Raw genomic sequence first — 14,193 nt, forward strand, 5'->3', positions numbered from 1 at the left:
TGCCTGGTCTAAAGTTGGGGTATCAGTATCCTTACAATAGTACCACTTTCTGTATTATTATTTTCTGATTTGTCAATGATGTCAATATGTATACCCGTGTTGTACATTTTATTCAGCAGCTCGGCACGGTTAAAACTTATTTCCATACCGGAGGACTGATGGTGTTTAGGCAGGGTACGTAGTGTTTTGGAGCGAATGATACCAATGCCATTATCCTCGATGAGACATTCCAGCATATCCGGAGCAGCCTGGTTAAACTTTATCAGTAATTTACCGATAGGATAACTACTGTTTGTCATGCCGTATTTGACCGCATTTTCCACATAGGGTTGCAGTAACATAGCCGGCACTTCCAGTTCTGATGCCGTTATATCAGGATCAACATAGATCTCGTATTCCATCTTATTTTCAAACCGCATTTTCTCCAGTCCGAGGTAAGTATTCAGATAGGCAATTTCATCTGAAAGTGAAATGAAATTACGACGGGAGAAATCAAGTGTTTTACGGATAAGATAAGAGAAGTCTGACAGGTATTTCTGCGCATATTCAAAGTCACGTTGCATAACAAACAGCTGAATAGAATTCAGACAGTTGAAAATGAAATGTGGATTGATCTGTGCACGGATAGCCTTTAATTCTATCTCGGTTAGCTTTTTATCATATTCAGTTTCCAGATGTGCCTTCCGTTGTTCTTCCAGTTCCTGTTTCTTACGGAGGATCTCAGTGGTTTGTTCTTTCACCAGTTCTTCCAGCTGTTCATTCAGCTTACGTTGCAGTTCCTTGTTTTTGTTCAGCTGCTTGATCAGCAGTTCCTGCGTACGTGTTCTTTCATGATGTACCAGTTTATTCCGGTAACTCAGGCCTGCAAGGAAAAACATAGATTGCAGCAATACACCTGCCACAATGAGCAGGGAAGGAGCGGAGATCTCACCCAGCGCATTGATCAGGCCCAATGGTCTGATGAGCATCAGGAATGATCCGAAGCTGGCCATATAGAAACAGAGTGATCCGAACAGGAAGAACCGCACCAGCGGATGATGGCGTGAGCGTCTGGCCAGTGCGACAAACACTACCAGGAAGGGCAGTAGTGTGGATATATACACATAACTGTAGATCATTACCGGTACCTGGTACTGTTCCAGTGCAATACAGTAAAAGCAGATAATGATGATACCGCCTATAACAGCGGCTACTGATGTAAATAGTTTCTCCATGAAAGGGTACCGTTCCTGAAGATTGAGGAAGGTATTACCAAAAGCCAGGTACATCAGGTAAAAACAGAACAGCAGCGCCGGAATATCCCAATAGTACTTCAGCATTGGCCACCGGTAGAACACAGAGAGCTGATAAGGCTGACTTTCCAGTCTGAGCGTAAAGAACAGGATGAGTCCAAGCATGTAGGCTGCGAAGTACATGTATGACTTGTCCGGCAGTTGAATATAGTTAATGACAGCAATGGCGAGACATACCAGCAACATGCCCAGTAATACGTGTATAAGAATAGTTTCTTTCCGGTAGTATTCGAACTGTGCGTTCCGGAACTGGCCGTATTGTAATGCATTATATAGAACAGGCATCAGCCCGTTCTCGTTATAATATTTGTTGTTGATATGCAGAAAGTAGGTATGTGTATGACCTGGAGGTACGGTGACCCTGAAACCATAATGCTCCCAGCGACGCACGTCGCTTTTATCGCGCATCAAGCCAGTATGCATGATTGCACGGAGATGATGATTGCCACTGTCCTGTATATACCAGCTCATGTAATCATGCCAGCCGGCAAATAGTGTAAGTGTGGAATCCTGGCTGCCTGTGTTTCTGACATGCAGTTTCAACCAGCAATTATTTCCCTTCCCAATATGCTTTTTTTCTACATGGAACAGGCTATAGTTGTGATTGAATGATGCCGAAGCAGCTTGCTGTGGTGTTAATGACGCTTCTTTATCTACCAGTGTGAGCAGGTACGTTCGCAGGTCGACAGCAGTGGGCAGATGATCAAAATCCGTCACCAACGTATCGTTTGCGGGTGCATCGGCTCTGGCAGCAATGGAGCAACAGAAAAACAACAGGAAAAGTAAATAGATACGAATCACTGTGTGCTAATAAAATTTTACAACAACCCATCAATGGCTTTTGCCAGCTTATGGTCTTTATCGGTGATCACATCTCCCGCATCGTGTGTATTCAGGTATATATCTACCTTGTTATAAACATTTGTCCAATTGGGGTGATGGTCCATTTTTTCAGCAACAAGGGCCACTTTCGTCATAAATGCAAACGCCTCTTTGAAATCTTTGAATTCGAAGGAACGGTACAGTTGGTTGTCTTTTTCTTCCCACATAACAAAAGCATTTTTATCATGAAACAAAGCCTTGTCCACGGTGTAAATTCGGTGAAGGAAAACCGGCAGTACCGGTTAGAAGATGAGGTTCATCTTATTCTTAATCTCTCTAATATCGAATAAAGATACTAATTGTACAAGCTCTACGTGGCGTAATTGTTCTATTAATTTTTTTATATCAGGTAACTGATAGTAGTCCCCTTTGACGATCCACAGGAAGTCTACATTTTTCAGTTCAGGCAAAAGATATTCGGCCTGGCAGTGATTATTGTATAGATAGTGGACGGTCGACTTTATTGGTTCCTCAAACTCGAAAACGCCGAAGTAGAACGCTCTGTTGTTTTTGGAGAGGTTAATTTCCAGGGAGTTATTGATCCGGAAATCAAGGTGCATGTGTTTATTGATCTGCCAGCATAATTGATAGTCACGAGCGGAGGAAACAATACCGATAACATGAGTAGATTCAAAGAAATCCTCCAGTAACTGTTCTTGATCCAGCTTTAGCTTTAGTACTGACATATGACAATTTGTTATATCTTGTTCAGTCTGACTATTTTCCTGCTCTAGGCTTTCCTGGTAACCAAAGTACATCTTTAAAGTTTAAAATCTTATCGTCTTTTATCGCAATTCCTTCCTGTTCGAGTAGCTCCTGCATCAGTGTCGGAGTGGCAAACTGGTGTTTGGCACTGAGCAGACCAACCCTGTTCACTACGCGGTGCGCAGGTACTTTGGGCTTGGCTTTACCGGCATTATTAAGGGCCCATCCTACCATACGGGCGGAAAGGCGGATACCGGCGGCTTCGGCGATGGCGCCATAGGTAGTTACCCTACCTTTAGGCACCAGCCTTACCAATTCAAATACACGGTCGTAGAAAGATACGTCACTTTTCTTGCTCTCCGTTGTGCCTATTGGCAAGGAGGGCGGTTCGTTTGGGTTCCGGTACTTTTTCATATGCGTATGGACAATGTTTACAGCCATTACCGCAGCAGTAACCCCGTTGAAGGTGATAATGTTCAGTGAATACCATGTATCCCTGTTCATTATAGTAAAAATCAATCTTCTCCTTCAACGGCGTCTGCATGAGAAGGCAGTTTTATGGAGCGCCAGTCAAGTGGGGCTTCAGGCAGTCTGAATTTCAGGTACCTGATGGTGCGGCCATCTTCGAGGTGCATTCCTTCGTAGTAAGTACGGATCTGCAGCAGCGGAGGTACTTCGGTCATCGCATAAATGTCCGGAATATCTTCTATTAACGTGCAACCGGCTGCTTCAATTACTTCCTGCGTGAAAGTATATAGTTCGGCGGAGTCTGTCTTAAGATTGATCGTGCCATCTTTTGCCAGTAGTGGCTGGTAAAGTTGCAGGAATTTAGGGTGTGTCAGTCGTTTTTTAGACTTTGAATTGCGGAGGAATGGGTCCGGGAAGGTAATCCATATTTCTGCAATCTCTCCCTGAGCAAAATAATTGCCCAGTTTATCGATCTGAGTACGGAGGAAGCCTGCGTTAGGTAAGGGCTCTTCCATAGCTGTTTTAGCACCACGCCAGATGCGGTTACCTTTCAGGTCTACACCGAGAAAATTTCTTTCCGGGTAGCGGCGGGCGAGCCCGAGTGTATAGTCTCCTTTACCACAGGCCAGTTCCAGTGTAAGTGGATGATCATTTTTAAAGAATGTATGCCATTGACCGGGCATGCCTTCCGGATAGATCAGCACATTCGGAAAGGTCTCAATTTCTGCAAAGCGTTGTAGTTTCTTTTGTCCCATCGCTGCAAAAATAATGTTTTTCCCGGGCGAGTAGGGCAGCGATTTATCTGAGGCAGGGCAGCACTGATCTCTGGTTTTCTGAGCCAGAGATACAACCCCTACGCTCATATTACGCCATTACTATTGCCCTGCTGGATTCTTCCTGGACAAAGAATGTGGATATAATAATGATATAATGAGCCTGTTCATCAGATATCTATACTATATTACTCAGGTAGCAGGAGAGGAAGAGGGGAGCCAGTGACAGCGGAAAGGAGGAGTCTGTGTGGGTATAAGAACGGTAAAGAACAGTAGTAACAGTTGAGAGCGGTAATAAGTGAAAAAGCCTGCTCCGCGTTACCGAAGCAGGCTTTTAATCAGCTGTAGGGGAAGGAGTCGAACCTCCACGAGGCAGTTAGCCGCAGCACAAATAAGATTAGTGGTCAACCCATTATGCTGTGTTTATCCTGTGATCCCCACCCCCGAGACAAGAGGGCATGTCTGCCAGTTTCATCACCCCACAATATAAAAGAACTAGTTATTCAATAATTTGCGGTAATTTTTCAAATCTATTCAGTTTTTAAGCCGACTGTTTGCTGAATGACCGCCGTTTGATGAACTATTATGATGCAAATCTAAAGACATCGCCCATTTCTTGCAAATTTTTTAAGAAAAATTTTTGAATTTTCGAAATTTTTCAAATATTTGCATATAGGTTTAATACATTCCAAAACAAATTGTAAAAATGAGCCACAATTTGAATATTGACAAACTAGATTTGCAGATCATCAGTGAAATGATGCATAATGCAGAAATCTCCTACGCTGACCTCGGGAAGAAATTGTTCGTTTCCGGTGGCACGATCCACGTTAGAATGAAGAAGTTGCAAGAACTGGGTATCGTTAAAGGTACAAAATTGCATGTAGACTTAAAAATGATTGGCTATGACGTGATTGCCTTCATCGGTATCTATCTTGAGAAGAGTTCCATGTATGACACTGTCGCTAAAGAACTGCGTAAGATCCCGGAAATGGTACGTTTAAACTATACTACGGGTAGTTATAGTATGTTTGCAGAGATCATCTGTAAAGATATTTCCCAGCTGAGAAGGATCTTGCATGATGAATTACAGAAGATCAAGGGAATTGAAAGAACGGAGACACTGATATCACTCGAAGAAAGTTTCTACCGCACTATTAATGTTGTGGAATAGGTATATGGGAGCGATCCCGGCACCCTTCCCCGTCAGCTTATATTATATTATCTGTAGATAAGCGGCCGGGAAGGGTTCTTTAATTTGTTATTTAATATGGTTACAACTGAAATCGCCGACAAAATCAAGCGGCTGGAAGAGAAGTATGCCGCTATGGGTCAGGATCTATCTTCTTATCTTGACGGGCTCCTGTATGCGGATTACCTTACCTATTGGGATTATATTCAACTGGATGTATTATTAAACCTGCAGCATCCCCGGACCCCAATACCGGATGAAAACATCTTCATTATCTATCATCAGATCACGGAACTGTACTTTAAGCTGACCTTACAGGCCATTGAACAGGTTTGTCAGGCGCCTGAACTGACGGCTGATCTTTTCAAAACACAGCTGAAACGTATCAACAACTATTTCCGGAACCTGATCAATTCATTTGAGATCATGGTGGATGGGATGGATAAACAGCAGTTCCTGCAGTTCAGGATGGCGTTGCTGCCAGCCAGCGGCTTCCAGAGCGGACAGTTCAGGAAAATTGAGATCTGTTCCACCGGACTGGTAAACCTGGTATATGAACCGCAGCGGGAGGAATTGAAAGGAAAGGGGTTATCCGAGGTACTGGATCGCATCTACTGGCGTAGTGGAGCTACTGAACTGGCCACAGGTAAGAAAACCCTTACCCTCCGACAATTCGAGGAAAAGTACATGCGCGACTTCCTGTTCCTGGCAGAACGTTATCAGGAAAATAATATGCAGCTGCGCTATAAACAGCTTCCTCCTGAAGTACAGGAAGAAGTAATGCCGCTGCTGAAGGAATATGATCTGAATATTAATGTCAGATGGCCTTTGATGCATTATAAGTCCGCCGTTCGTTACCTGAACCGGAAGCCGGAAGATATTGCAGCGACCGGAGGCACCAACTGGCAGCAGTATCTGCCTCCCCGCCACAAACGTATTGTTTTCTTCCCTGAGATATGGACAGCGGAAGAACTGGATAACTGGGGGAAACTGGCGTTTGAATAAAATAGAAACCCTGGCAATGGAGGACAGGCACTATCCTCCATTGCCAGTATATATAATGATCAGATAAGTCACTTCCCGCAATAACCGCTGCCAACCGGTGTAGCGACTGTTCTTAACCTCGTCGGTCCAATATCCCCACGAACATCTGTTTTGATGAAAAATTCAACGGCCCGGTAGTATTAAAAAATTGTTCCATGAGTGTTTGCCCGAATCCGTTTTAAGACGAATTTAACTATTGATATAATTGAACTATTTTTCATAAGTTTGCAAGGAACGGTAGCTTTCACATTAAAAGTCATTCCGTCCTGGCAAAGACGACCAGGTACAAAGATGTTCTCCAATCAGCTTTTGTTGCTTTGTGAATGCGCAAGCAGATCTTACCTTTCAAAAATTACACAAGACATTATTTAGTAGCGATATGGAATACAATACAACCCGTAACCATTTGATAATGAAGGAGTACGGTCGGAATATCCAGAAGATGATAGAGTATGTACTCAACATCGAGGATGACGAGCATCGCCAACGTAACGCGATGTCACTGATAGAGTTGATGGGTACGCTGAATCCTCATCTGCGTAACGTAGAGGATTTCAGGCATAAGCTATGGGACCATTTGTTTCTTATATCCGACTTTAGACTGGAAGTGGAATCCCCATATCCTATTCCAACGAAAGAAACACTGCGGGCGAAACCAGAACGTCTGGCTTATCCTAAGAAATATCCGCGTAACCGTCACTTCGGTAAGAACCTGGAAATGGTGATGGACAAAGCTATCCATGAGGACAATCCTGAGAAGAAAGAAGGATTCACCCAGTGTATCGGTAACTATATGAAGCTGGCTTACAGCAACTGGCATAAGGAAAGTGTTCATGACGATGCTATCAAGGCGGAGCTGAACAGCATTTCCAATGGTCAGCTGGAATATCAGACCGGCCACTCACCTGCACCAAGTGCAGCTGCAATTGCTAATGCACCTAACTTCAATACGAATGCTGAGTTTCAGCCACGTTCATCCAACAGCAACAGTGGTGGCCTCAACAAACGTAGTAAGAACTTCCAGCAGAAGTTTAAGAATAATAACCAGAAGAGCAGCAACAAGCACAATAACAACAAATACAATAAAAACAGGAACAAGTGAGTAGTGCTTTCGAAGTAAGAGGCGGCAACCGTCTTAAAGGGGAAATTGTGCCCCAGGGTGCCAAGAACGAAGCTTTACAGATTATCAGTGCTGTCCTGCTGACGGCTGATAAAGTTACTATCAGCAATATACCAGATATCCTCGATGTGAACCTGCTTATAGAGCTGCTGGGAGATATGGGTGTAAAGACAAACAGGATCGCCCGCGATACCTGCGAGTTTCAGGCTGACCAGATCAACCTTCCCTATCTGGAGAGTGCAGAATTCAAGAAAAAATCCGGACGTCTGAGAGGTTCTGTAATGATTGCAGGTCCTTTGCTGGCACGCTTTGGTAAGGCATATATCCCTAAGCCGGGTGGCGATAAGATCGGCCGCCGCAGGCTGGATACGCATATCATCGGTTTTGAGAAACTGGGTGTACAGTTCGTGTATGATAATGATGACAACTACTTCCGTCTGGAAGCTGGTGACGGTGGACTGAAAGGCGCTTACATGCTGCTGGACGAGCCATCTGTGACCGGTACTGCCAACATTGTAATGGCGGCAGTAATGGCCAGCGGAACGACCACTATCTATAACGCGGCATGCGAGCCTTACCTGCAGCAGTTGTGCAAAATGCTGAACAGCATGGGCGCAAATATTACTGGTATTGGTTCTAACCTGCTGACCATCCAGGGTGTTTCATCCCTGAAAGGTTGCAGTCACGCCATGTTGCCGGATATGATCGAGATTGGCTCCTTTATCGGACTGGCCGCTATGACCCAGTCTGAGATCACCATCAAAAATGCGGGTGTGGAACATCTGGGTATCATACCTGAGAAATTCCGTCAGCTGGGTATTAATCTGGAGATCAAAGGAAATGATATCTATATTCCTGCGCAGGATAGCTATGAGATCCAGACATTCCTGGACGGTTCTATTCTGACAATATCAGATCATCCATGGCCCGGATTTACACCTGACCTGCTGAGTATCGTACTGGTAGTAGCGACACAGGCAAAAGGCAGTGTGATGATCCACCAGAAAATGTTCGAGAGCCGTTTGTTCTTTGTGGATAAACTGATAGATATGGGCGCACAGATCGTATTGTGTGATCCGCATCGTGCCGTAGTGATTGGCCTTGGAAGGCAACATAACCTGAGAGGTATCACGATGTCATCTCCGGATATACGTGCAGGTGTATCTCTCCTGATTGCCGCACTGAGCGCAGAAGGAAAGAGCACGATCCAGAATATTGAACAGATCGACCGCGGTTATCAGTATATCGATGAACGATTGAGGAAACTGGGTGCAGATATCAAACGAGTGTAAAATATAACAAGGTATACTACAGGCTGCAAGAAATTGGCGCGAACGATCATATTCTATATGGTAAATGCCCGCACCAATTGCTTGCAGCTTGTGATTTATAGCGGAACCAGGATAATCAGACCAGAACATGAGCAATAAGATCATTATTATTACTGCCCCATCTGGAGCAGGGAAAACCACCATCGTAAAAAGGCTGTTGTCTGAATTGCCACAGCTGTCTTTCTCTATTTCAGCCGCTACACGTTCAGCCAGGGAAAATGAAGTGCATGGAAAAGACTATTATTTCCTTACCCTGGACGATTTTCATCAGAAGATCGATGACAATGCATTTGCGGAATATGAAATGGTGTATGCTGGTAAATACTATGGTACACTTAAAAGTGAATTACAACGTATTTGGGATGCCGGAAAAGTGCCCATGGTAGATATTGATGTGAAAGGCGCGCTTTCAATAAAGGAGAAATACCATACAGGCGTACTGACTATCTTTATCGCCCCTCCGACACTGGATACCTTACGGGTACGACTGAGTGAACGGGGTACAGAAACACAGGCTTCACTGGAAGAAAGGCTGGGGAAGGCCCGCTACGAGATGTCTTTCTCTCATGAATTTGATGAAATTGTAGTGAATGATGAACTGGAAACGGCCTATGCAGCTGTAAAAGAACTGGTGACACGGTTTCTTCAGCAGTAAACATACTGTTCCGGTGCAATCTTTGTATGAGGAATGACCGTACTTATTATGTGGAATCTATAATTCCTTACTTTTGAACTCTATGGATACTTATACACTCCTGATCCTGGCTATACTGGTGTTGCTGGCGGGTTTCTTCGCCGGACTTGAAACAGCCTTCGCCAATGTAAACAAGTTGAGCATTGAGTTGAAAAAGAAACAGGGGAGAGCTACCGGTAAAATACTGGCCAGCTTTAATGACAACCCCTCCCGGTTTCTGGCTACCAGTCTGTTAGGATTGACTATTGTTTTGGTGATATACGGAATCTTGTTTGCCGGCTTTTTTCAGCCGCTGTGGAACCAGGTATTACCACCCCAGCAGAACATGAATCTGCAACCTGTATTACTGTTCATCGATGTAATGCTGGGTACCCTGATATTGTTGTCTTTCGGGTTTTTTATTCCCCGTGCCATTTTCCGTTCACGGCCGGAAGCATTGCTCAGTTTTTTTGCGTTACCCATTTCCGTGATATCCAAGCCGCTGTTCGTGATCGGCAGTTTGCTGGTATCTATCTCGGAGTGGATTTTAAAATACCTGTTCAATGTGCGCATTGTTGAAACAACTACCTCCTTTCCAAGAGTGGATGTGGAACATTTCATACGTCAGTCGCAGCAACATATGACAGAAAACCAGGAGCTGAATACAGAGCTTTTTGAGAATGCTTTGTCCCTGGCACATGTGAAGATCCGCGGATGCCTGATCCCACGTAAAGAAATAGAAGCGTTGGAAATCAGCAGTCCGATTGGTGCCGCTCAGCAGAAGTTCATGGAAACCAAGCTTTCCAAGATCATTATCTACGAAAATTCCATAGATAATATACTGGGATATATTCATCAGCTGGATATGTTTAAAAGTCCTGCCGATATTTCGGCTATTCTGCATCCGATACTGGCAGTGCCGGAGACGATGAGCGCGATCGACCTGTTGAGCAAATTCAATAAAGAGCGCAGAAGCATAGCCTGGGTGGTAGATGAATTTGGTGGTACCGCAGGTATTGTTACGATAGAGGACGTACTGGAGGAGATCTTCGGCGAGATCAAGGATGAGCATGACGAGGAGGAATTTGTAGAAAAACAGATCGCTGAAAAGGAATATATATTCTCTGGCAGGCTGGAGCTGGATTACCTGAATGAAAAATACGGATTTGATTTTCCAGAGGATGAAAGTGAAACACTTTCAGGATATATTATTAACCATCATGAGAAGATTCCCCGTTTGAAAGAACGGATCATTATCGACGATTACGAGTTCGATGTATTGAATGTTACTGAAACAAGGATCGAAATGGTTAAAATAAAAGTACTGTAGTAAATTTTCCGTACGATCAGCCCTTTTTTCTCTGTGAAATAGTGCTTTTAGTTGCTTATTTTTCAGTTATTTAGGAGAACTTACTAGTTTTTTATAAAAGAAAAGAAATCAAGAGTTGATATTGTGATTATTTTTTTAATATATTTGCAGTGTGAATGAGCATCGCCCCTCGCTAAAACGATTTAAAAAAGTAGTAGGGATTTAACACGAATTGTATACATTTGCTACGGATGATGTAACACAATGATTTGATTTTTGTTAAAAGGATGTAAAAAAAATTGTTACAACATTGATAATAACATATTTCTTTCTATTTTTGTGATAGAAATTTAAAAGTAACCAGAAACACAGACATCTTGAAAGCTTGCCATCAATCGGATGCAATGTGAATCTGGAAACAAAGACATTCTCGAATTCAACTTTTTTGGGGTTAACAAACAATGGATGAAAGGCCGGCTCTTGATTCTTCTCGGGCTGGCTCTTTTTTTGTACCTACCTCAAAGATCACCATATATACACTTTCGCCACCTGCCGGTTAACGGAGATTTTCACTCCCCGGCCACGCTTCACTTTATCACCGGAAGGACATTTGAGCCTTCTGACACGATCAGCCTTTCGCAAGACCTTTAAATTCGCTTAAAACTTTCTACTAATAGTGGTAGTTGCTCTATTTTGTTGGAAGCAACCGCTATATTTGTGCTCCTTAGATCAAAATATTCACAGCCCGATTAACTGATATGTTCAAGAAAATTTTTGCGAGTAATGAGGAAAAGGCCGAGATGTCTTTTTTTGACCACCTGGAGGACCTGCGCTGGCATATAGTGCGCTCAGTAATAGCACTGATAGTGGTGAGCATCTTCGGTTTTGTATTTACTAAAGAAATACTGGATGGTGTCATCTTCGGGCCAACCAATAAAGATTTCCCTTCTTATGTGGCATTATGTAAACTCAGTCACCTGGTAGGATTGGGAGATAAACTCTGTATTACGCCAGTGCCGATCGTTTTCCAGAACCACATTCTGGTAGGTCAGGTGATGTTACAGTTCAAACTGGCATTTATATTTGGCTTCATAGTAGCCTTCCCATATATATTCTGGGAATTCTGGAGGTTTATTAAACCTGCATTAAAGGAGCGTGAGTTAAGAGGTGCAAGAGGTATTATTTTTTGGGTATCATTCCAGTTTTTTCTGGGGATATCCTTCAGCTATTTTCTGATGGCGCCGTTTACGATCAACTTCCTGGCAGGTTATACTGTTACAGATAAGGCAGTAAATCAGTTCTTCATTGACGACTATTTCGGATTGATGTCCCAGATCGTGTTAGGGATGGGCGTATTGTTTGAAATGCCGATCCTGGTATTCTTCCTGACGAAGATCGGATTCCTATCACCTGAGTTTCTCCGTACTTACCGCAGGCATGCGATAGTCGTGATCCTGGTGCTGGCGGCAGTGATTACGCCTCCGGACGTTATTGACCAGCTGATCGTATTTACACCATTGTATCTTTTGTACGAAATTAGCATATATATTTCGGCCAGAGCGTTGAAAGGAATGGAGAAAGCAGAGAACGAAGTAGAAGAATGGTCTTGATCTGACGCTGATAAATTATAAGGCACAACGCGGAATGCTCGGTATCTATACAAGGGACATTCCGCGTTGTGCTTTCTGACCTTTACTTCACTATTTAAATTTTTGTTTTATGGCATCACAACCACTATTTAATCTTACGCTGCCGGTGGCTATAGGTTCAGATCATGCCGGTTTTGAATACAAAGAAGAGATTATTTCCTATCTGGAAGGGAAAGGGCTAAAAATAAAAGATGTAGGCGCCTATTCCGCGGATTCTGCGGATTATCCTGACTTTGCTCATCCGGTGGCGACACTTGTAGAGAGGGATCAGGCGGCATTTGGTATACTGGTATGTGGTAGTGCGAATGGCGTAGCGATCACGGCTAACAAACACCAGGGCATACGCGCAGCGATCTGCTGGGGGGAGGAATTGTCGCGGCTGGCGCGTTCTCATAATAATGCGAATGTGCTGTGTGTGCCTGCCCGTTTTGTTGATGATGCTGTCGCAAAACAAATAGTGGACGTATTCATTAATACGCCATTTGAGGGGGGGCGTCATGAAAACAGGGTAAGAAAAATAGCCTGTCTATAGGCCTTTAGAACATATTTATCTTTCATAGCAATAACGCTGATCATCACGCCTTAATAGCGTGATAATCAGCGTTTATTATTTAAATGTTATACCGTCTTCTTTTTTTGGTAAATACAATTGCTTTTGTTAAATTGTGTTAAGAGTCAGTCAGTTGAATGTTAGTTCGTATTGTATTTAGCATATTAAGATGTGTGTGTTTAAGTATTTGATGTACTACGCAATAGATGAAAAACTAAGAGAACACTTTTACGAGTCTAACCGTCAGATACTTTAAAGTCGGGATCAGAAAACAATCGTCGAGAATAAGAAAACATTTCAGAACCTAAGAGAAAGTCACAAGACAGTACCCCAGTACTCACAACCAAAAATTATAATCATGGAGACACCTCACACAATCAGGTGGTATGATTCGCGCTTTTCTGAAAGGTCTCGGGATTACGATGTACAGCAACGATTGCGTGGTCAATGTATGTCATATGTGACTTAACTGCGCATTGTTCCTGTCGTGTCGTTTTAGTTTGAGAAAGCAACCTCTTAACAAGGATCCCCACAATCATTCGAATATTCATTCCATATGCAAACTAACTAGCTTAACCATTCTAATTATTAATACCCTTACATATGATAATCAACCTTTACATAAACGACTGTTTCCCTTAAAGCAGGTTTATCAGCTGAATCAATAATTATTTCAGATGCTTAAACAATCACCATTATGTCATCCTCAGATTTCAATACACTGCTACTCGGAAACGCAGATTTTCTCAGACCGTATGCAGTTACATTGACAAAAGATTCAGAGTCAGCGAAAGACCTTTATCAGGAAACGCTCTTCCGCGCATTGGCTAACCGTGACAAATACCTGGCGGGCACCAACATCAGGGCATGGTTGTATACCATTATGCGTAATATCTTTATCAATAACTATCGTCGTGGTAACAGACAGTTCCGCCTGCTGGATAACTCTGCAGGGGAATTTCTTTTACACCAGCAGCAACCCAGTATTGGCAATGCCGCCGAAACCAACCTGCGCATAAAAGATGTGCATATGGCAGTGTATAATCTGCCTGTAATATTTAAACAACCCTTCATGCTTTATTTTGAAGGATATAAATATTACGAAATAGCGGCCATGCTAAATGAACCGCTCGGTACCGTTAAAAGTCGTATTCACTTCGCCCGCAAAATGCTGAAGTCCCGTATTGCCAGATATTAATCCCCTT

Annotated in this window: 15 protein-coding genes; 9 read left to right on the forward strand and 6 right to left on the reverse strand. The window is 43.2% G+C overall.

All coding sequences use genetic code 11. The features are described from left to right. Nucleotides 1–8: 8 nt before the first annotated feature. From GWR21_RS20615 to trmB, 6 genes are all read right to left on the reverse strand, one after another. A complete protein-coding gene (locus tag GWR21_RS20615) occupies nucleotides 9–2,093 on the reverse strand; it encodes a histidine kinase (protein WP_162333574.1) in 2,085 nt (694 codons plus the stop codon). A 17-nt stretch (nucleotides 2,094–2,110) separates the two neighbouring features. After that, nucleotides 2,111–2,341 (reverse strand): 4a-hydroxytetrahydrobiopterin dehydratase, encoded by a 231-nt coding sequence (locus GWR21_RS20620; protein ID WP_162333575.1) that lies wholly within the window; start codon nucleotides 2,339–2,341, stop codon nucleotides 2,111–2,113. A 75-nt stretch (nucleotides 2,342–2,416) separates the two neighbouring features. Then, entirely contained in the window at nucleotides 2,417–2,860 is a 444-nt protein-coding gene (locus GWR21_RS20625) for an IPExxxVDY family protein (RefSeq protein ID WP_162333576.1), read from the reverse strand. 31 nt (nucleotides 2,861–2,891) lie between these two features. Then, nucleotides 2,892–3,320 carry an MGMT family protein gene (locus tag GWR21_RS20630; RefSeq protein WP_317165745.1) on the reverse strand — a complete coding sequence of 143 codons (429 nt, stop codon included), beginning with the start codon at nucleotides 3,318–3,320 and terminating at the stop codon, nucleotides 2,892–2,894. After that, the gene (locus GWR21_RS20635) at nucleotides 3,223–3,423 is read right to left on the reverse strand and encodes a DUF5522 domain-containing protein (RefSeq protein ID WP_162333578.1); all 201 of its coding nucleotides are present in this window, start codon (nucleotides 3,421–3,423) and stop codon (nucleotides 3,223–3,225) included. Before GWR21_RS20635 ends, GWR21_RS20630 begins: the two co-directional genes overlap by 98 nt. After that, nucleotides 3,395–4,210: a tRNA (guanosine(46)-N7)-methyltransferase TrmB gene (gene trmB / locus GWR21_RS20640; RefSeq protein WP_238429916.1), complete on the reverse strand. Its 816-nt coding sequence runs from the start codon at nucleotides 4,208–4,210 to the stop codon at nucleotides 3,395–3,397. The genes GWR21_RS20635 and trmB overlap by 29 nt, the downstream gene beginning before the upstream one ends. A 616-nt stretch (nucleotides 4,211–4,826) precedes the next feature. Here trmB and GWR21_RS20645 point away from each other — a divergent pair. From GWR21_RS20645 to GWR21_RS20685, 9 genes are all read left to right on the forward strand, one after another. Next, nucleotides 4,827–5,294, forward strand: a complete 468-nt coding sequence (locus GWR21_RS20645; protein WP_110053192.1) for an Lrp/AsnC ligand binding domain-containing protein — start codon at nucleotides 4,827–4,829, stop codon at nucleotides 5,292–5,294. Nucleotides 5,295–5,390: 96 nt separating this feature from the next. Then, nucleotides 5,391–6,317 carry a tryptophan 2,3-dioxygenase family protein gene (locus GWR21_RS20650; protein WP_162333579.1) on the forward strand — a complete coding sequence of 309 codons (927 nt, stop codon included), beginning with the start codon at nucleotides 5,391–5,393 and terminating at the stop codon, nucleotides 6,315–6,317. A gap of 418 nt (nucleotides 6,318–6,735) precedes the next feature. Continuing rightward, on the forward strand, nucleotides 6,736–7,458 hold the full coding sequence (locus GWR21_RS20655; RefSeq protein ID WP_162333580.1) for a DUF4290 domain-containing protein: 723 nt from the start codon (nucleotides 6,736–6,738) through the stop codon (nucleotides 7,456–7,458). Continuing rightward, complete coding sequence (gene murA, locus GWR21_RS20660; protein ID WP_162333581.1) at nucleotides 7,455–8,768, forward strand: UDP-N-acetylglucosamine 1-carboxyvinyltransferase; 1,314 nt, start codon at nucleotides 7,455–7,457, stop codon at nucleotides 8,766–8,768. Before GWR21_RS20655 ends, murA begins: the two co-directional genes overlap by 4 nt. Nucleotides 8,769–8,895: 127 nt before the next feature. Next, nucleotides 8,896–9,462 (forward strand): guanylate kinase, encoded by a 567-nt coding sequence (gene gmk, locus GWR21_RS20665; protein ID WP_162333582.1) that lies wholly within the window; start codon nucleotides 8,896–8,898, stop codon nucleotides 9,460–9,462. 82 nt (nucleotides 9,463–9,544) lie between these two features. Beyond that, a complete protein-coding gene (locus GWR21_RS20670; RefSeq protein ID WP_162333583.1) occupies nucleotides 9,545–10,810 on the forward strand; it encodes a hemolysin family protein in 1,266 nt (421 codons plus the stop codon). A 737-nt stretch (nucleotides 10,811–11,547) separates the two neighbouring features. Beyond that, entirely contained in the window at nucleotides 11,548–12,399 is an 852-nt protein-coding gene (tatC, locus tag GWR21_RS20675) for a twin-arginine translocase subunit TatC (RefSeq protein WP_162333584.1), read from the forward strand. 109 nt (nucleotides 12,400–12,508) lie between these two features. Continuing rightward, nucleotides 12,509–12,970, forward strand: a complete 462-nt coding sequence (gene rpiB, locus GWR21_RS20680) for a ribose 5-phosphate isomerase B (protein ID WP_162333585.1) — start codon at nucleotides 12,509–12,511, stop codon at nucleotides 12,968–12,970. A 715-nt stretch (nucleotides 12,971–13,685) separates the two neighbouring features. Beyond that, nucleotides 13,686–14,186: an RNA polymerase sigma factor gene (locus GWR21_RS20685; RefSeq protein WP_012788694.1), complete on the forward strand. Its 501-nt coding sequence runs from the start codon at nucleotides 13,686–13,688 to the stop codon at nucleotides 14,184–14,186. Nucleotides 14,187–14,193 lie beyond the last annotated feature (7 nt).

It is taken from the genome of Chitinophaga agri, assembly GCF_010093065.1.
Lineage (GTDB): Bacteria > Bacteroidota > Bacteroidia > Chitinophagales > Chitinophagaceae > Chitinophaga > Chitinophaga agri.